At 59.9% G+C, this 18,250-nt stretch carries 15 protein-coding genes; 6 read left to right on the forward strand and 9 right to left on the reverse strand.

The features are described from left to right. Window positions 1-168 precede the first annotated feature (168 nt). The 4 genes from ABEA02_RS13755 to ABEA02_RS13770 form a co-directional block, all read right to left on the reverse strand. On the reverse strand, window positions 169-1,899 hold the full coding sequence (locus ABEA02_RS13755; RefSeq protein WP_345533666.1) for an ABC transporter ATP-binding protein: 1,731 nt from the start codon (window positions 1,897-1,899) through the stop codon (window positions 169-171). A gap of 31 nt (window positions 1,900-1,930) precedes the next feature. After that, window positions 1,931-3,043, reverse strand: a complete 1,113-nt coding sequence (locus ABEA02_RS13760) for an ABC transporter permease (RefSeq protein WP_345533667.1) — start codon at window positions 3,041-3,043, stop codon at window positions 1,931-1,933. A gap of 38 nt (window positions 3,044-3,081) precedes the next feature. Then, window positions 3,082-4,071: an ABC transporter permease gene (locus ABEA02_RS13765; RefSeq protein ID WP_345533668.1), complete on the reverse strand. Its 990-nt coding sequence runs from the start codon at window positions 4,069-4,071 to the stop codon at window positions 3,082-3,084. An 82-nt stretch (window positions 4,072-4,153) separates the two neighbouring features. Continuing rightward, window positions 4,154-6,127, reverse strand: a complete 1,974-nt coding sequence (locus ABEA02_RS13770) for an ABC transporter substrate-binding protein (RefSeq protein WP_345533669.1) — start codon at window positions 6,125-6,127, stop codon at window positions 4,154-4,156. Between the two features lie 461 nt (window positions 6,128-6,588). On the opposite strand from ABEA02_RS13770, the gene ABEA02_RS13775 reads away from it, so the two are divergent. After that, entirely contained in the window at window positions 6,589-7,620 is a 1,032-nt protein-coding gene (locus tag ABEA02_RS13775; protein ID WP_345533670.1) for an HD domain-containing phosphohydrolase, read from the forward strand. A 6-nt stretch (window positions 7,621-7,626) separates the two neighbouring features. Next, entirely contained in the window at window positions 7,627-10,299 is a 2,673-nt protein-coding gene (locus ABEA02_RS13780) for a hybrid sensor histidine kinase/response regulator (protein ID WP_345533671.1), read from the forward strand. A 49-nt stretch (window positions 10,300-10,348) separates the two neighbouring features. On the opposite strand, the gene phoU is transcribed toward ABEA02_RS13780, so the two are convergent. Together phoU and rpiA are read right to left on the reverse strand one after the other, a co-directional pair. Then, a complete protein-coding gene (gene phoU / locus ABEA02_RS13785; protein WP_345533672.1) occupies window positions 10,349-11,050 on the reverse strand; it encodes a phosphate signaling complex protein PhoU in 702 nt (233 codons plus the stop codon). 144 nt (window positions 11,051-11,194) lie between these two features. Further along, entirely contained in the window at window positions 11,195-11,857 is a 663-nt protein-coding gene (gene rpiA, locus ABEA02_RS13790) for a ribose-5-phosphate isomerase RpiA (protein WP_345533673.1), read from the reverse strand. Window positions 11,858-11,962: 105 nt separating this feature from the next. Between rpiA and ABEA02_RS13795 the strand changes: the two genes are divergently transcribed. Further along, complete coding sequence (locus tag ABEA02_RS13795; RefSeq protein WP_345533674.1) at window positions 11,963-12,382, forward strand: YidB family protein; 420 nt, start codon at window positions 11,963-11,965, stop codon at window positions 12,380-12,382. Window positions 12,383-12,399: 17 nt separating this feature from the next. Here the strand turns inward: ABEA02_RS13795 and ABEA02_RS13800 are convergent, their stop codons facing one another. Then, a complete protein-coding gene (locus ABEA02_RS13800) occupies window positions 12,400-13,860 on the reverse strand; it encodes a pectate lyase family protein (RefSeq protein WP_345533675.1) in 1,461 nt (486 codons plus the stop codon). A gap of 94 nt (window positions 13,861-13,954) precedes the next feature. Between ABEA02_RS13800 and ABEA02_RS13805 the strand changes: the two genes are divergently transcribed. The 3 genes from ABEA02_RS13805 to ABEA02_RS13815 all read left to right on the forward strand — a co-directional run bounded on the left by ABEA02_RS13805 (window position 13,955) and on the right by ABEA02_RS13815 (window position 15,911). Continuing rightward, a complete protein-coding gene (locus ABEA02_RS13805) occupies window positions 13,955-14,986 on the forward strand; it encodes an RNA methyltransferase (protein WP_345533676.1) in 1,032 nt (343 codons plus the stop codon). Between the two features lie 107 nt (window positions 14,987-15,093). Beyond that, complete coding sequence (locus ABEA02_RS13810; RefSeq protein ID WP_345533677.1) at window positions 15,094-15,369, forward strand: TIGR02647 family protein; 276 nt, start codon at window positions 15,094-15,096, stop codon at window positions 15,367-15,369. Window positions 15,370-15,518: 149 nt separating this feature from the next. After that, on the forward strand, window positions 15,519-15,911 hold the full coding sequence (locus tag ABEA02_RS13815; RefSeq protein ID WP_345533678.1) for a hypothetical protein: 393 nt from the start codon (window positions 15,519-15,521) through the stop codon (window positions 15,909-15,911). A gap of 297 nt (window positions 15,912-16,208) precedes the next feature. On the opposite strand, the gene ABEA02_RS13820 is transcribed toward ABEA02_RS13815, so the two are convergent. Both ABEA02_RS13820 and ABEA02_RS13825 read right to left on the reverse strand, forming a co-directional pair. Further along, complete coding sequence (locus tag ABEA02_RS13820) at window positions 16,209-17,312, reverse strand: sugar kinase (protein WP_345533679.1); 1,104 nt, start codon at window positions 17,310-17,312, stop codon at window positions 16,209-16,211. 90 nt (window positions 17,313-17,402) lie between these two features. After that, window positions 17,403-18,089 carry a bifunctional 4-hydroxy-2-oxoglutarate aldolase/2-dehydro-3-deoxy-phosphogluconate aldolase gene (locus ABEA02_RS13825; RefSeq protein WP_345533680.1) on the reverse strand — a complete coding sequence of 229 codons (687 nt, stop codon included), beginning with the start codon at window positions 18,087-18,089 and terminating at the stop codon, window positions 17,403-17,405. Window positions 18,090-18,250 lie beyond the last annotated feature (161 nt).

Here is an 18,250-nt window from a genome sequence, read left to right on the forward strand (position 1 = left end):
ATGCGTCGTCGCTTAGAACGAAGACAGCTATGCATTCAGAACCTCAGGCTCGGATGCAAGGCGAGCTGTCTGACGCGACGGCCACCTGTTGGTTCCGGCGATGCCGGAGCGTCAATGAAAAAGGCCGCAGCAAAGCTGCGGCCTTCCCTGTTTCTACAACCTCCTGCGTCAAGCAGCCTTGCCTTGATCGCCGGTGTAACGGTGGCGATTGACGATACGCTTGTCGCGCGGGTGGGTACCCGGCACGGCGGAGATGAGCGCCTTGGTGTAGGGGTGCTCGGGTTCGCCACAGATCTTGTCAGCGAGACCGGTTTCCACCACCTGGCCCTTGTACATCACGGCCACGCGGTCGCAGAAGTAACGGATCACGCCGATATCGTGCGAAATAAGGATGAAGCTCAGGTTCAGACGCTCCTGCAGATCCAGCAGCAGGTCGAGAATCTGCGAGCGCAGCGTTACGTCCAGCGCCGAAGTCGCTTCGTCAGCGATGATAAGGCGCGGATTCAGTGCCAGTGCGCGGGCGATACCGATACGTTGACGCTGACCACCGGAGAACGCGTGCGGGTAACGTTCCATGGCTTGTGCAGGCATACCAACCATGGCCAATACTTCAGCCACGCGCTCGCGCAGAGCCGAACCCTCGCACACCTTGTTCACCAGCAAGGGTTCGCCAACGATCTGACCGATGGTCATCCGCGGGTTCAGCGAGGCAAACGGATCCTGGAAGACCATGCGGACTTCGCGGTGAACGTGCCGCAGTTCTGACTTCTTCGACTTCGCCAGATCGACGATGGAGCCGTTACCCATGCGGTAAAGCACTTCACCTTCGGTGAGGTTCAGCACGCGGATCAGGCAGTTGCCCAGCGTGGTCTTGCCGGAACCAGACTCACCCACGATACCGAGGTTCTCGCCCTCGTAGAGGTCGATGGAGACCTTGTCGAGTGCCTTGAACGGAGCACTGGCCTTGTTGCCACCCAGGAAAGTCTTGCGACCCGGGTAGATCTTCGAGACGCCACGCACTTCGAGCAGCTTGCGTTCCGAAACCTTCATGTTGCGGGCGCGGCGTGCCGAGGTTTCCAGTTTGCGCACGGAGTCGATCAACTTGCCCGTGTACTCGTGTTGTGCCGAGTAGAAGATCTGTTCGGACGGTCCGAACTCGAGCATTTTGCCGTTCAGCATCACACCGATTTCGTCAGCGATTTCGGCCACCACACCCATATCGTGGGTAATGAACAGCACGGCCATGCCGTAGGAGTTCTGCAGCTCCTTGATGAGCGCCAGGATTTCAGCCTGCGTCGTCACATCGAGTGCCGTCGTCGGTTCATCGGCGATCAGGAGCTTCGGGTTGCAAGCGAGCGCCATAGCGATCATGGCACGCTGACGCATACCGCCCGAGTACTCGAATGTGTACTTGTCGATAGCGACTGCCGGGTTGGGGATTTCAACCCGACGCAGCAACTCGATGGCACGGGCACGTGCCTCGTCCTTGTCGACCTTCTGATGCAGCAGGATGGATTCACAGATCTGATTGCCGATCGTGTGGATCGGCGACAAAGATGTCATCGGCTCCTGGAAGATCATCGCGATCTCTTTACCGCGGATGCCACGAATTTCCTTGCCGCGCGAATCGAGCTTGGCGATATCCACGCCTTGGCCGCTGTCGCCGCCGTAGTACATGATCTGACCACCTTCGATACGACCGGGGTGATCCACGATCTGCATCACGGAGCGAGCCGCCACGGTCTTGCCGGAGCCGGACTCACCCACGATGCAGAGCGTCTTACCGCGCTGGATCTGGAAGCTGATGTCATCGACGGCGCGCACGGCCTTTTCGCCCGTACCGAAATAGGTACGCAGGTTGCGGACGTCGAGAATGATGTCACTGGAATTGGTATTCACGTTATCTACCTATCTGCTGATTGCTTGTCGCTCAGTGCGTGTAGGGGTCGGCAGCATCGCGCAGACCATCACCCATGAAGTTCAGAGCCAACACGGCTATCACAACCATGGCGCCAGGAATGAAGAGCCAGGGGGCCGCAGCAATGGAGCGGATGTTCTGAGCTTCCTTCAACAACACGCCCCAGCTGATGGCAGGCGGTTGCAGGCCGAGGCCAAGGAAGGACAGCGAGGTTTCCGCCAGAATCATCATCGGGATGGCCAGCGTCACGGCAGCGATGATGTGCGAAGCCAGCGAGGGCAACATGTGACGGAAGATCACACGCGCTTCGCTACAACCATCGAGCTGCGCAGCGATGACGAACACTTCACCACGCATGGCCAGCAGACGGCCACGCACCACACGCGCCAGCTGGGTCCAGCCGATCAGCGAGATGATGACGGTCACAGCCATGTATTGGTAATGCGGCGGCCAGTCCTTCGGCAACACGGCAGCCATGGCCAACCAGATGGGGATCGTCGGCAGCGAGATGATGAACTCCACCAGACGCTGGATGAACCAGTCAATCTTGCCGCCGTAGTAACCCGAGATGCCACCGAGGATCAGACCGAGCACAACGGACAGGAACACCCCGATCAGACCTAGCGAGAGCGTGAAGCGCCCACCGTAGATCACACGGCTGAACATGTCACGACCCTGACGGTCAGAGCCGAAGAGGTAGAACACAGCCCCCTTCTCTTTGGCACCGAACAAGTGAATGTCGCTCTTGAACAGGCCGAGGAAGTTGTATTCGAACCCGCGAACGAAGAACGACAGCTCGATCTTTCGGTCGCCATCCGGCACGTAGGTCTTCTTCAGGCTGACAGGATCAACCGTTTCTTTCAGGATCTGCACATGCAGATTGAAGCCCTTGTCATCAAACAGGTGGATGGGCTGCGGCGGATGGTATGCCTTGGCCTTGATTTCGCCATTGCTCTTGAGCGCCTCCTCCGGATCAAACGGAGCGAGGAATTCAGAGAACAGGGCCATGATGTAAAGGCCCAGCACGATGTACATGCTGATGAGTGCCAGCTTGTGCTTCTTGAAGCGCAGCCACATCAGGGTCCACTGCGAAGCATGCTCGATGCCGCCCCGCAGGTTAGCCATGTTGACCTGCACGGAGGCCACGGAAGTATTTGAATCGCTCATTGTTCCAACCTAATACGCGGATCGAGAATAACCAGGAGGATGTCGGAAATCAGGGTTCCCACAACCGTCATCATGCACAGCAGGAGCAGGAAAGCACCGGAGAGGTAGATGTCCTGAGAGAGCAGCGCCGTGTAGAGCAGCGGACCCGCGGTGGGCAGGTTCAGCACGATGGACGTGATCACGGCGCCCGACACAAGGTGGGGCAGGATCATGCCGATCGTGGAAACGAACGGGTTCAGCGCGATACGCACGGGATACTTGACCAGAAGACGCACTTCGGTCAGACCCTTTGAACGAGCCGTCACGACGTAAGGCATGTACAGCTGGTCGATGAGGTTGGCGCGCATGATACGGATCAGGCTGGCCGTCGAGGACGTACCCAGAATAATCATGGGAATCCACAAGTGATCAAGAAGATCCTTGGCACGCGCCCACGACCACGGCGCATTCTGGTATTCCGCAGAGAAAAGGCCGGTCACATCAAGACTCCAGTACTTGACGGACAGGTACATGAGGATCAGTGCAATCAGGAAGGGGGGCACGGCCAGACCGATAAAACCCACCATCGTGAAGACGTAATCGCCAATCGAGTAGCGACGCACTGCAGAGTAAATGCCGATCGGCAGGGCCATGGCCCAAGTCAGGATGAGGGTCCCGATCGACAGGATCAGGGTCAGATTCATCCGCTCGCCGATAAGCTCCGACACCGGGCTATTCCATTCGAACGAATATCCGAAATCCCACTTGGTAAGGATGTTCGTGATCCAGTGGAAGTACTGAACGATGATGGGCTGATCCAGACCGTAGCGCTGCCGCATGTCGATCTGTTCGGCCAACTCCATCACTTCGCCGGACGCGGCTTTCTGCGCAACCAGGCTGTCAACGAAGTCGCCAGGGGGCAACTGGATCAGAATGAAGACCGTCAGCGATACCAGGAACATGAACGGGATCGCCGACAGGAGACGTCGGAAGATATAGGAAAGCACGGTGAATCTCGCTTGAAAGACCGCTAGGGGGAAGGGAACCCCGGACGCTGAGCGCGTCCGGGGGCACTACCAGTTCAGCGCATTACTTGGCGCTGTAGAACCATTGCTGCAGCAGGGACGGGCCCGGAGTCGGGTAAGTCCAGCCAGACGGCATGTTTTCGTACACGTTGTTCAGACGTGCGCTGCGAATTGCCGTATCGCCTGCGGGGCGGACGGTACCGATGATTTCGAACTCGTCAGCACACTCTTGCAGGATCTGCTTGAAGAGGCTGTCAGCTTCAGCTGCGGTCTTCGCCGTTTGCCATTGCTCGTACAGCTTCAGACGCTTTTCCATGCTGGGCGACGGCTTCTCGCCTTGCTTGCCATCCGACAGCGCGTACTTCGTCCACTCGAGGCTCATGCGGGACTCTTGCGGGTGCACCGCCACGAAAGCGCGCGGATTGAAGGTTGCGTCAAGACCGCCGGGGAACACGTCGATGCTGATGTCGTAGTTGTTCTGAGCAGCGCGATCGTAGAACAGGGTGCGTTCAGAAGTCTGGATCTGCAGCTCGATACCGACCTTGGCCCATTGCTTGCGCACGAGGTCCAGCGTATCAACCATCGTCGTCTGGGCGATCTGGGCGATGGCGCCGATAGAGACACGACCACCGTCCGGGTAGGTACGGAAGCCTTCAGCATCACGCTTGGTCAGACCCAGCTTGTCCAGCAGTTCGTTGGCACGCTTAGGATCGTGATTCAGGTATTGCTTGCCAAGCTTCTCGTTGTACCACTTGGATTGCGGCAGAGGACCCGATTGCCACGGCGTGGCTTGACCCAGATAAACGATGTCGTTGATTTCCTTGCGGTCCATTGCAACCGAGAGGGCTTCGCGGAAATCGTGATTGCGGATAAGGGCACGCAGTTTGGCGTTCTTGGTCGAATGATTGAGCCACAGACCAGCCGCGTTCGCGTTCATGTTCGACGAGCTGAAGATCTTGTACTTGCCCTTAGCCTGGTTTTCAGCCAGAACCGGACGGTTCTGGATGCTTGCCGTGTGACGCAACTGGAAGTCGATCTGGCCGTTGATGATGGCGAGAACGATGGTTTCCGGCTCCGAGATCACCTGCAATTGCAGACGGTCGATATAAGGCAGTTGCTTGCCTGCTGCATCGACTTGCCAGAAGTACGGGTTGCGCTCAAGCACGACCTTGGTGGCGCTACCACCATAGCCTTCCTTGATCAGCCACGGATCCAGCGTGGGACGCTCGGGGTTGTTCCAACGCGCGGAGGACTCGATGTCACCACACTTAAGACGGAACAGGGTGGGCCAATCCTTGGCCTTTTCCTTGGCGAGCAGGTCGTTGATGTTGGGGTTGTACTTGGCGTGGAACTGGCCGCAGTACTTTTTCTGCCACATCGTCGGATGCTGGGCCACGGGGGTCGACAGCTGTTCCGGGAACGAAATGTAGGGACCGGCAAACTTGAACTTGACCGTGTAGTCATCGACCTTCGTCACTTCAGGGCCCTTGCCCTTGATTTCGAACATCGAGGGCACAGCAGTAAAGAACTGCTTGTTCAGCACGAGATCGTTCATGTTGAACATCACGTCGTCAGCCGTGAAGGGGGTGCCGTCAGACCACTTGGTGCCCTTGCGCAGCTTGAAGGTGTACTCGGAGCCATCGGGGCTGACGGTGTAGCTTTCGGCAAGGTTAGGCGCAACGCTATTGAAGTCCGGCGCCCAGCGCACGAGACCCTGGTTGCCGACCAGACGGAGGATGGCGTTATAGTCACCGTTACCGCGCAGAGCGTTGCGCAGCATGCCGGGACCGCCAGCGCCGTTACCGTAGTTACCCACCTTGAAACTGCCGAGCTTCGGATCCATCTTCAGCACTTCGGGCGCTTCGGGCAGACGCTTGGCAACCGGGGGCAGCTTGCCGGCTTTCACCAACTCGGCCAAGGACGGTGCCTCAGAATAATTGAGCTTGGGCGCCGCTTGGGCGCTTGCAGCCATCGGCGTCGCGGCGGCGGCTGCCACCGCGACGACGAGTGCCAGCTGTCGGGATGAACTGAAACTCATCATTTCCTCCTAAAGTTGAAAAACAGGCTCGCTCGAAGCGCTATTGAAATTGCTTTTGAACCAATAAACGCAGCTCTGGTTTATAGCCCCGGGCATGCTACTACAGTCGCGGGCCGGATCATACAAGCCGGCAAAAAAGTCAGACAAGCTACGAAATCGCAACCGGGGCTTGCTAAAACACCCTCTTTGTCTGGGATTGTCGGAATGTAGAACTCACCCTCCCAATGTCATTTGCCAAGCGTCAAGCTTCGGCAAATTTCATACGAGTTTTCCCTAATTCCAGAAATTTTGCGATGTGCGGTGCACAATCGCAGTCTTCCCCCTCCGGCCTCGCTGGCTTAAAGTCACCCTGATGCTCTGCCGTTGTCTGGTCTGGAGGCGTAGCCTCTGTCGCGGCGCGCCCCTCCTGGCGTGGCGATGACCTGCTTGCTTCAGCCTTACCTGGATGCACTGGCGCCCCGATGAACATCGCCATCATTGACGATACCCCGGTCAACCTCGTGTTGATGAAAAGTCTCGTCCAGCGATTGGGGCTGCACGAATGCATGACCTTTGAGGATCCTCTGCTGGGGCTGAGCTGGTGCCTGGACAACCCACCTGACCTGATCATCGTGGACTACATGATGCCGGGCATGAGTGGCATCGACTTCGTGCGCCGCTGCAGGCTGGAGACAGTCCTCAGCGATCAACCTGTGATCATGGTGACGGCGGCCGCTGAAAAGGAAGTCCGCTACGCCGCGCTGGAAGCCGGCGCGACCGACTTCCTGACCAAGCCAATCGACAAGAACGAGTTCAATCCTCGTATCCGCAACATGCTCAAATTGCGGGCCAGCATGGTGGCGACCAGCCGTCGGGCGGAGGAGCTCGATCAAGCTGTGCGCCAGGCAACCTCAGATTTGCTCGCACGCGAACACGAGACGGTGATGCGGCTGGCGCGTGCAGCCGAGTTCCGCGACCCTGAAACGGGCTCGCACATTGTCAGGATGGCACGCTACTCGGCCCTGCTGGCGAACAAGCTCGGGATGTCAGCCGCTGACCAGGAAATGCTGCTGCACGCCGCACCGATGCACGACGTGGGCAAGCTGGGCACGCCGGATTTCATCCTCCTGAAACAGGGCAAGCTCACGCCCGACGAGCTGATCATCATGCGCAAGCATGCCGCCATCGGCTACGAAATCCTCAAGGACTCTGCCTCTCCGGTGTTGCGCATGGCTGCGGAGATCGCCGTCTCCCACCACGAAAAATTCGATGGCAGCGGTTACCCGCGCGGCCTCAAGGGCGATGCGATTCCTCTGGTGGGTCGTATTGTCGCTGTCGCAGACGTTTTCGATGCCCTGACGTCACAGCGCCCCTACAAACCCGCATGGCCCAACGAACAGGCGCAAGCCTTCCTTACCAGGGGACGCGGCCAGCATTTCGATCCTCAATGCGTGGATGAATTCCTGGGAGCCTGGGATGAAGTCCTCGCCATCCAGGCGCTGTATCAGGACTGAGCGCCGATGCCGAAGTCACTGCGCACGCTGCTTCCCCAGAAACTGCAGTACCAGCTTGCCGCGCTGTTCAGCCTGCTGTTCGCAGTCTTCATCCTTGCTTACACGACCCTGACTGCGGGCGAGCAGTACGCCACACTGCGCCAGACGCTGCAGGAACAAGCCATTTCCCTCACCCGCGGTCTGGCAATCTCTTCCGAACAAGCACTGGCCACTGGTGAAGTCTGGCAACTCAAGACCATTCTCAGCCAAGCCAGTCGCTTCCCCGGACTGGAGCAGATTGATCTAACCGATGCGCAAGGCGTTGTCCTCTCGAGCGTCCATGCTGCCGACATTTCCCCACCGCTCGCCATTGCACTCGATGTACCCTCGAGGCGCGAAGAAACCGTCATCGAGACGCAGGCTCGCGGGCAAGCAGGCGCCAACGTACAAGTGTGGACTCCGGTTGGAGACGAATCCGAACTAGGCTGGATCCACACCCGCTTCTCACTGAAAGTGGCGGAAAGCACCCGCTCGGACATGTATCTCAACAGCCTGTGGCTGGGTCTGGCCGCAAGCGTGCTGGCCACCTTCGTATTCATGCTTTTCCTGCGCCACCCGATCCGCAAGCTGCAAAGCGCATCGGACTTCGCAACGCGACTCGACAACCTGAGTGGTGAAACCATGTTGGCGGATGCAGGTGTTGCGGATGTGGATGATCTGGTGGCCGCCCTCAACAAGGCCTCCTTGCGCCTGCAGCAGCAACAGCAAGAGTTACGACGTACCGAGGCGCACTTCCAGAGCGTCGTCGAAGGCCTCTCGGAGCTCGTGTTCGAGACGGACGCCGAGCTTCGATGGACCTATCTCAATCGCGCCTGGCAAGACATCACGCTGTACACCGTCGAGGAAGGACTCGGTCGCCCGGTACTGGACTTCACTCCCGATGACGAAAAGCCCCGCATCGCAGAAGCCTTCAAACCACTCTACAAGGGAGAAATCAGCTTCCTGCTTGATCGCTTCCGTTATATCGCCAAAGACGGCGGCACCCGCCACCTGGAGGTTTTTGCGCGCGCGCGCCGCAACCACGACAATGTCTTTATCGGCTACAGCGGTTCCATTGTCGACATTTCGGCGCGCAAGGCCACCGAGGACGCCATGCTCGCCGCACGTGTTGCAGCGGAACATGCCAATCAGGCCAAGAGCGATTTCCTCGCCAACATGAGCCACGAAATCCGCACACCGATGAACGCCGTCATCGGCATGACCGAGCTGCTGATGGGCACACTCCTTACGCCACAACAACGTCAGTACATGGAAACGGCCAAACAGTCCGCCGATGCCCTGATGTCCATCATCGACGACGTACTGGATTTCTCGAAGATCGAGGCGGGCCACCTTGTGCTGGAACACATCGACTTCAGCCTTCGCCGCTGCGTAGGCAACGCCGTTGAGAGCCTGCGCGAGCGCGCCGAGTCACACGGCCTGGTGCTCGAGTGCCATGTCGAAGACGACATACCGGACACGCTATGTGGGGATCCGCACAGGCTACGGCAGATCCTCCTCAACCTCATCGCAAATGCAGTGAAGTTCACCAGCGCCGGCAAAGTACGGGTAGACGTCTCGCTTGACGCCTGTGGCGAAACCGACGTGTCTCTGTGCTTCCTCGTTGCAGACACCGGCATAGGCATTCCTGGCGACAAACTCGGCATGATCTTCGAGAGTTTCTCGCAAGCCGACACCTCAACCACGCGACGATTCGGTGGCACAGGCCTGGGGCTGGCCATCTGCAAACGACTGGCGAATGCCATGGGCAGCAACATCTGGGTAGATAGCGAACCCGGCGTTGGCAGCAATTTTTTCTTTACCGTGCGGCTGGACCTGTCAGCCGGCGATATCTCCGAACCTGCCACAGCGCGCATGTTGCGCACGCGACCGCTGCGCATCCTGCTGACCGAAGACAACACCGTCAATCAGGCGCTCGCCACTGGCTTGCTGGAAAGACTCGGGCACCGCGTGGTGCTGGCCGGCGATGGCGCTCAGTGCCTGCAACGCCTGGCCGAAGATCGCGCCTTCGATGTGGTGCTGATGGATTTGCAAATGCCCGTCATGGGCGGTTTGGCCGCTTGCGAACGCATCCGCGAGGACGAGCGCATATTCAACCTGCCGCACCTGCCGGTCATCGCCCTGACGGCTCACGCCATGCAAAGCGACAAGGAGCGCTGCCTCGCAATCGGCATGGATGGCTATGTATCCAAACCTGTCACGCTCAATTCACTGTCTGCGGAATTGATCCGTGTCCTGCAACTTCAAGTCCTGGAGACCAAAGACATGACGGAGCAATCAATCGAAAACGCCAAAGGCACGCCCTTGTTCGACCGTGCCTGGATGCTTCAGCAAATCGGGGGCGATGAATCCTTGATGCGCGAAGTCATCGGCATCTTCCTCGGCGACTTCACGGATGCCAGCCAGCGTCTCGCCACGGCGGTTGCCCGCGACGACGCTGCTGCCGTGCGCGAAGCAGCACACGCCGTCAAGGGCGCCATCGGCAACTTCGGAACAGGCGTTGCTTTCGAAGCGGCCCTGGCGCTGGAAACAGCCGGCAAGAATGGCGAGAACGCGCGCTTCCCCGAATTGCACACCACACTGGTGCGCTTGCTCGGCGAATTGCGCGAGATTCTGGAACGCGAAGTGGCCTCGGCCTGACTGCAAGCCCCCGACTATCCGGGAGCGTGAGAGAGCGGACGGGGTTACCTCAGCTCTCCACCATCTTCTGGATCTGTTCGCTCGCCATGTGGCGGACATCCCGCCCTTCCACCAGATAGACCACGTGCTGCGACACGTTTTTGGCGTGATCGCCGATGCGCTCCAGTGATTTGGCTGCGAACAGGATATCGATACTGCGCGAAATCGTGCGCGGGTCTTCCATCATGTAGGTAATCAGCTGGCGCATGACAGACTTGAACTCAGCGTCCACGTCCTTGTCCTGGCTCACCACTTCGGCTGCGGCGGAGATATCCAGGCGCGCCATCGAGTCGAGCGCCTTGCGCAGCAACTCGACCGCCAGATTACCCAGGTGCTGGAGCTGCACGCGCGGGGTGATTGCCACAGCGTCAGGCGTCTGGATCGTACGCGCCACCTTGGCAATCTTCTTGGCTTCATCGCCCACGCGCTCAAGGTCGGTCACGACCTTGGATACTGCCAACACAGAGCGCAAGTCGCTTGCCGCCGGCTGACGCTTGGCGATGATCTGGGTACATGCTTCGTCGAGTTCGAGTTCGAGCTCGTTGACGCGCTTGTCGTTCTCGATGACCCGCTCAATGACAGCCATGTCGCCATACAGAAAACCTTCCAGCGCCTTGACGACCTGGAGCTCGACGTAGCCGCCCATCTGAAGGACGCGCGTGCGGATGCCCTCAAGTTCAACGTCGTATTGATGCACGGTGTGTTCGGTCATTCGCACAGCTCCTAGAAATGTCCGGCAGCTCGCCGGCGTCAGCAATACTTTCCATCGCATGTGGCAGCCGGTTCAGCCACAGGAACGGTCAGCTCACTCACACGCAGGCCGACAAGTTTGCGTCAGCTTCATGACAGTAATGTTTCATTCACCCACGATCGTGCGCACACCGCCCGCCTCGCCCAGCAGCAGCACATCTGCCTTGCGCCGCGCGAACAGGCCGTTGGTTACCACGCCAACGATGTGGTTGATCTCGGTTTCCAGCTCCACCGGGTCACGTATTTCCAGACCGGCAACGTCGATGATGCAGTTGCCGTTGTCCGTCACGACGCCAGCCCGAAGCTTCGGCTGACCGCCAAGCGCAGCAAGCGCGCGCATCACCTGCGCTGAAGCCATGGGGATGACCTCGACCGGGAGCGGAAAACGGCCGAGATAGCCGACCAGCTTGCTCGCGTCGCAGATACAGACGAAACGGCGGGCAACGGCCGCCACGATCTTCTCGCGCGTCAACGCCGCACCACCGCCCTTGATCATGCACATCTGCCCGTCGATTTCATCGGCGCCATCGACGTAGACCGGCAGTTCGGTGATCTCGTTGAGATCGAACAGCGGAATGCCATGCGAACGCAGACGCGCTGCACTAGCCTCCGAACTGGCCACCGCGCCCGTGATGCGGTCCTTCATCGAGGCCAAACCGTCGATGAAGAAGTTCGCCGTCGAGCCTGTGCCGACACCGATGATCTTGCCTTCCGGCACATAGGCCAGCGCTGACATTGCAACACTACGTTTCAACTCATCCTGATTCATGAACTTTCAACCCGACTGTGCCAAGCTGCGATTGTAGTAGATCGTCCCTGTCCGCATGCCGCCTGGCGCGCCTCGGCGGACACAAAACACCCTTGGAGAGAAATGATGAGTCTTTTCGGAGATCTGGCCGGCCAAGTGCTCGGCAACGCACTGGGCAGCAACACGCAAGGCGGCAATCCCCTGCTGCAGATTGCGACCACTCTGCTGCAACAGCACGGCGGGCTGGAAGGTCTGCTCAGGCAGTTCCAGTCCTCAGGGCTGGGCGAACAGGCTGCCTCATGGGTCGGCACCGGCCCGAACAAGAGCATTGACGCAGGCCAACTGAGCGCGGCGCTCGGCAACGGCACGCTGGACGCCCTGGCTGGCAAGTTCGGTCTATCCGGCTCGCAAGTCTCCGGTGGCCTCGCCGACTTGCTACCTCAACTCATCGACAGGGCTACACCCGGCGGCACCACGCAGGGTGCTGACGACATGCTGCAACAGGGCTTTTCAGTGTTGGAAGGCCTGCTACGCAAGCCTGCCTGAGCCACCTGCACCCGCGTTCAGAGCTTGCCCGGCCCCTGGTTGGCGAGCACGAAGCCCGCCACCTCGGCCGCCGGCAGCAGCTTGTAGGCGCCAGCCGGCTTCCAGCCCGGGTCGCTGGACAGCTTCGCCCCACTGTTGCGCGCATTGAAGGCATTGACGATGTCGGCCGGCTGACCGTTGAACAGCGAGCCCTGGTCGAACAGCGCCGAGTCCGGCGTGACGTGATAGACGAGGTCCGGCACCGTCGCGCCCTCGATCTCGAAGGCGTTGTTCTGCGAATACAGCTTGGCCTGACGACCAAGCCCGAAGGCATAAGAGAAACCGCTACCCGTGCCATCGCGCTTGCCGCGGAACAGGTTGTTGTAGACATGCACCTGGCCGTAACGCGTCAGCGGCTGGCGCTGACGGATGCCATCGAAGAAATTGTGGCGGATCGTAACCTTGAGCTTGCCCTCGTCGCTGGGATAGTTGTCGCTGCCGCCAACCAGCATCAGCTTGTCGTGGTTCGAAAAGTGGTTGTGCGAAACGGTGACGTAGTTCGAGCCATTGGTGATGTCCAGTGAACCGTCGTGGTGCTGGAACTTCTGCTCGGGCTGGTTGTATGGAAAGGCGAAAGGCGACGGGAACAGCTTGTCCGGTCGCGCGCCGTCGCTGAAGCTGCAGTGGTCGATCCACACGCGCGTCGCGCCCTTGACCGAGATGAGGTCGTACTCCCCATTCCAGCGACCACCATTGCAGCGATGCGGACCGCGCGTGTCGTCAATGAAATCCGCCTGGCAACCGCTCAATGCAAAACCCTGAACAGGCGCAAAGCTGAAGGTGTCCTCGGGGTTCCACATCGGGAAGTAATCGAAAGCATCTTCGAACGCGATGTTACGAATGATGATGTTCTCGACATCGAAATTCAGGTACAGATTGCCCTTGATGATCTTTGCGTCGCTACCGATGCCGATGATCGTGGTGTTGGAAGGGATGAGCACCTGCACGACGCGCTTCTGGTTTTCGTAGGAACGCCTGCGCGCCTCCTCCAATGGCCCTGACACCTTTGGCGGACGCCCGCCAACCGTGTTCTGGCGATTCCATTTATTCGGATCGTAGGCCTTCTTATAGGCCTCGAAATCGTAGCCCGGATCCGCGTAATCCTTCTCCACCAGTTCGCGCCCCGCGTCATCGCTGCTGAGATTGATGGTGCCCTGCACGCGGATGATCTTGGGGCTGCTGCCGGAACGCTTGAGCGCATCGATGAACTGCTTGCGCGTCGTCACGGTGTAGATGTCGTCAGCACGCGCCGCTGCGCCGCCGGTCGTGCCGCCCCCCCAACCGTCCTCGGCTGGCAAGGTCTGACGGGCCACGTCGTTGGCCGGCAGGCGGGCGAAGTCGGCCGGACCAAGCCCACCGCCTGCGCAGGACAACAGCGCAGGCAAGGGCAAAGCCAGGGCCAGAAAGCGCCAGACAAGGTACGACTTGCTGCGTAACATAAGCATCTCGCCGGAAAAATGAACGCCGGATGATACCGGGCTCATGCCCAGCCCCGAATGCGGGGAAACCACACAGCACCGCCCCCGCCGTTCCATGCAAGTCAACGAATTCCTGCAAACACTGCGTACCCACGGCGCCAAGCCAGGTCACGAACAACGCATCCTTCGCGCCTGGCTCAAGGCCGCGCCGCTGGACAGCGGCCCGCGCAAACAGCAAGCCGAAAACGCCCTGCCACTGGCTCTGCGCAGCGCCCTGCCTGGCCTGCAGACCACGTTGGATGGTATTGCCCGCGTACAGTCCGAGCACCCGGGCGAAGACGGCTCCGCACGCCTGCTGATCGAACTGGCCGACAAACAAACGGTGGAGAGTGTGCTGCTGCTGCGTGATGGCTTGTGCGTCTCCACACAAGTCGGTTGCGCCGTCGGCTGCACTTTCTGCATGACTGGCCGCGAAGGACTGCAGCGCCAACTCAGCAGTGCCGAGATCCTCGCTCAGGTTGTCCTCGCCCGTGCGCGACGACACGTCAAGAAGGTCGTTTTCATGGGCATGGGCGAACCGGCCCACAACCTCGACAACGTGCTCGAAACCATCGACCTGCTGGGCCGCTACGGCGACATCGGCCACAAGAACCTGGTCTTCTCGACCGTCGGCGATCCGCGCGTCTTCGAGCGCCTGCCACAAGGCGAGGTCAAGCCCGCGCTGGCCCTGTCTCTGCACACCACACGCGCCGACCTGCGTGCCGAACTGTTGCCCCGCGCCCCGCGCATGAGCCCGGAAGAACTCGTCGAGCTCGGCGAGGACTACGCACGCCGCACGGGCTACCCGATCCAGTACCAATGGACCCTGCTCGACGGCATCAACGACAGCGTAGAGGAACTCGACGGCATCGTGCGTCTGCTGCATGGCAAGTACGCGATCATGAACATGATCCCGTACAACACCAACGAAGGCCTGCCCTACCGCCGCCCCGACCCCGAACGCGCCGCCGACATCGCCCGTCAGCTGCACCGGCGAGGCATCCTCACCAAGCTGCGCAATTCCGCCGGGCAAGACGTCGATGGCGGCTGCGGCCAGCTGCGGGCGCGCACAGCCAAAGTGGTATTCCAGCGCAAGCGCCCTGTCTGAAAAGCGTTGCACTGCAGCTGAGGGTTGACACGGATCAGCACGTCGTGGAGCCCGGCGCACAATCCTTGAGGCTGCAGACACACCACACAGACAAGAGGAGACACGGAATGCGCTTCACGCCCGACATGATCGAGGAACTGAACACCCTGCTGCGTTTCGATCTCACCACCAGCCTGCAAGGCATCAAGATCCACGCCAACGCGGACCAGTCAATCATTGCAGCCACCCGTCGTCTGCACGCTGAGGGCCTGATTACACAGGCCGATGGCGGTTACCTCACGCCACTGGGCCGTGCCGCCGCCGAGCAAGCGCAGGCTCTGTTGAGCATCCTTACCTCGCGCCCCAACGGCGCGACCACGCCAGTACATTACGAAGCAGCCTGAGCCGGTTCTACCGGCCAAACCAGGGCGCGCCGCCGGGGGAGTGACAGGCAGATGACAGCACATTGTCATCTGCCCGAACGGCTATTTTTCTGACCATGGGGAAGCGCTAAACTGGCGCATAACCCTATTCGTCGCACCCGGAGATTGTCATGCACGCACTTGTCCGCGCCCTTGCCCCTTTGCTCGTCGTCAGTCCGCTACTCGTCTCCTGCGGTGGCGGAATTGAAGACCTGGCGTTCGCGAAATCCATCAGCATCAGCAAGATGGAATGCCCGACCAGCAACTTTGGCGCCACCGTCCCGCCCGGCACCGACGCCAAGGTCAAGGCCTGGGCCACCATCGTCGGCATCAAGAACGCCGACGTCGTCTGGACCTGGGACTCGGACGGCAACGCCGTCACCTTCGGCGCCCAGACGCAGGAAGACAACACATCCAGCATCGACATCAAAGCCCCCGGCTCGCCCGCCAAGTACAAGATCAACGTACACGCCAAGGCCGAAGGCAAGGAAGGCAATGCCACCTGCGAGCTGGAAGTTAAGTAAGCGCGGACAACTCCGCAAACTCGACAGTCACTGGATTCCCGCCTTCGCGGGAATGACACGAGTGCGGCGAACCAACGCCAATCCAGTAGTCAGATCTCTCGCCTCTAAACACAAACAAAAAGCCCGAAGGCTCACGCCTCCGGGCTTTTTGTTTTTACTCCCCAACCGTCAGATTTGTGCTGGGCGCGTAGCGAGCGGGTCGAGGTTGATTCGAGAAGCGCAGCTGTACGAGGAGTACAGCGAGCATCGCCGAATCAAGATCGGCCCGCGCAGTAGCGCCCTGCGCAAATCAGGGCGTTAGCGGATTACGCGCGCACCCTTGCCCTTCATTGCGGCTTCGACTTCTTCCACGCGCACCATCGAGGTGTCGCCCGGGGTCGACATGGCCAGTGCGCCGTGTGCTGCGCCGTATTCGACGGCAGCTTGCGGGCCCTTGCCTTCCAGGAAGCCGTAGGCCAGACCGGAGGCGAAACCGTCACCACCGCCGACGCGGTCGTAGATTTCGAGGTTGTCGCGCTTCATCGATTGATACAGCTGGCCCTGGTAGTAGAGCAGCGCGGACCAGTCGTTGAAGGTAGCAGTCGTTGCCTTGCGCAGCGTGGTGGCAGCCACCTTGAAGTTGGGGAAAGCGGCCACGGCCGTTTCGATCATCTTCTTGAAGCTGTCGGTTTCGATGTTGGTCAGGTGCTCGTCGGCGCCTTCCACTTCGAAGCCCAGGCAGGCGGTGAAGTCTTCTTCGTTGCCGATCATCACGTCGACGTACTTGGCGATGTTGCGGTTGATCTTCTGTGCGCCTTCCTTGCCGCCCTGGCTCTTCCACAGCGATGCGCGGTAGTTCAGGTCGTAGGCGACGACGGTGCCGTACTTCTTGGCGACTTCAACGGCTTCGATCACGGCTTCAGCGGTGTTCGATGCAAGCGCAGCGAAGATGCCGCCGGTCTGGAACCAGCGCACGCCTTCTTCGCCGAACAGCTTTTCCCAGTTCACTTCACCTGGGCGGATTTGCGAGGCAGCCGAGTGGCCACGGTCGGAACAGCCCAGAGCCGGACGAATGCCGAAGCCCTTTTCCGTGAAGTTCAGGCCGACGCGGGTGTTCTTGCCCAGACCGTCGAAATCGCGCCAGATGACGTGCGACATGTCGACGCCGCCTTGCATGATGAAGTCTTCAACCAGCCAGCCCAGATCGTTCTTCGGCAGAGCGGTCACGACGGCAGCGCGCTTGCCCCAGCACTTGCGCATGGCGCGAGCGACGTTGTACTCGCCGCCACCTTCCCAGACCTGGAAGGAACGGGCATTGCGCACGCGACCGAAGCCCGGGTCGAAGCGCAGCATGACTTCACCGAAGGACACGCAGTCCCACTTGGTTTCGGCGGCAGATTTGATGATCAGTTCGGACGACATTTTCTGATTCCTTTTGCTTGAATGGAATTTGGTGTGGACTTGCCCTGCAGGCCAGCGTCATAGGCTGGCCCGTCAGGGTTTTCAGGGGAATTACTTGGCAGCCAGTTCAGCCTTGATCGTCTTGACCAGGGCGATGGTTTCGGCAACACGCTTCTCGATGCCGGCGTAGTCCTTGGCCTTGAGCAGTTCCTTGGTGATCAGGTTGCTGCCGACGCCGCAGGCGACGATGCCGGCGCCGAACCACTTGCGCAGCGAAGCTTCGTCCGGCTCGACACCGCCGGTGGGCATGATGCGCGTCCAGGGCATGGGACCCATGACGGCCTTGACGAAGTCGGGACCACCCACGGACGAACCCGGGAAGACCTTGACGATCTCGCAGCCCAGCTCCTGTGCGTCACCGATTTCGGTGGCCGAGCCGCAGCCGGGGCTGTAGGGGATGCCGCGACGGTTACAGACCTTGGCGACTTCGGCGTTGAGCAGCGGGCCGACGATGAACTTGGCGCCGTTGGCGATGTAGATGCCGGCAGTGGGGGCTTCGCAGATGGAGCCCACGCCCATGATGACCGACGGATCGGCCTTGGCGAAGTAACGTGTCACTTCGTAGAAAACGTGCGAGGCGAAATCGCCACGGTTGGTGAACTCGATGCACTTGGCGCCACCGTTGGCACAGGCCTGGATCACGTTCTTGCAGACTTCGACGTCCGGATCGTAGAACACGGGGATGATCGACTGGTCCATCATCGCGGCCAGGACGGCCATGCGGTCTTTTGCTGCCATGGAATTTCTCCGAGCTAATAGAGTGTGAGGGGGATCAACCGAAGGCAGGGCGCATCCTCCAGCGAGCCCGGCATTTTCGCTGAACATAAAGGGCGGATCAAGGGAATAACGGCTTTCCTTGATCCAGCGCGGCTTGTCAGTGCCTGTTTTTCACTTGTTTC

The organism is Viridibacterium curvum (assembly GCF_039544165.1).
Lineage (GTDB): Bacteria > Pseudomonadota > Gammaproteobacteria > Burkholderiales > Rhodocyclaceae > Viridibacterium > Viridibacterium curvum.

Excerpts from the sequence above, each read along its gene's own strand:
- ABEA02_RS13760 (WP_345533667.1), bottom strand. The coding sequence starts at position 3,043 with ATGGCTAACCTGCGGGGCGGCATCGAGCATGCTTCGCAGTGGACCCTG.
- ABEA02_RS13770 (WP_345533669.1), bottom strand. The coding sequence starts at position 6,127 with ATGAGTTTCAGTTCATCCCGACAGCTGGCACTCGTCGTCGCGGTGGCA.
- ABEA02_RS13775 (WP_345533670.1), top strand. The coding sequence starts at position 6,589 with ATGAACATCGCCATCATTGACGATACCCCGGTCAACCTCGTGTTGATG.
- ABEA02_RS13780 (WP_345533671.1), top strand. The coding sequence starts at position 7,627 with ATGCCGAAGTCACTGCGCACGCTGCTTCCCCAGAAACTGCAGTACCAG.
- phoU (WP_345533672.1), bottom strand. The coding sequence starts at position 11,050 with ATGACCGAACACACCGTGCATCAATACGACGTTGAACTTGAGGGCATC.
- rpiA (WP_345533673.1), bottom strand. The coding sequence starts at position 11,857 with ATGAATCAGGATGAGTTGAAACGTAGTGTTGCAATGTCAGCGCTGGCC.
- ABEA02_RS13795 (WP_345533674.1), top strand. The coding sequence starts at position 11,963 with ATGAGTCTTTTCGGAGATCTGGCCGGCCAAGTGCTCGGCAACGCACTG.
- ABEA02_RS13800 (WP_345533675.1), bottom strand. The coding sequence starts at position 13,860 with ATGTTACGCAGCAAGTCGTACCTTGTCTGGCGCTTTCTGGCCCTGGCT.
- ABEA02_RS13805 (WP_345533676.1), top strand. The coding sequence starts at position 13,955 with ATGCAAGTCAACGAATTCCTGCAAACACTGCGTACCCACGGCGCCAAG.
- ABEA02_RS13810 (WP_345533677.1), top strand. The coding sequence starts at position 15,094 with ATGCGCTTCACGCCCGACATGATCGAGGAACTGAACACCCTGCTGCGT.
- ABEA02_RS13815 (WP_345533678.1), top strand. The coding sequence starts at position 15,519 with ATGCACGCACTTGTCCGCGCCCTTGCCCCTTTGCTCGTCGTCAGTCCG.
- ABEA02_RS13820 (WP_345533679.1), bottom strand. The coding sequence starts at position 17,312 with ATGTCGTCCGAACTGATCATCAAATCTGCCGCCGAAACCAAGTGGGAC.
- ABEA02_RS13825 (WP_345533680.1), bottom strand. The coding sequence starts at position 18,089 with ATGGCAGCAAAAGACCGCATGGCCGTCCTGGCCGCGATGATGGACCAG.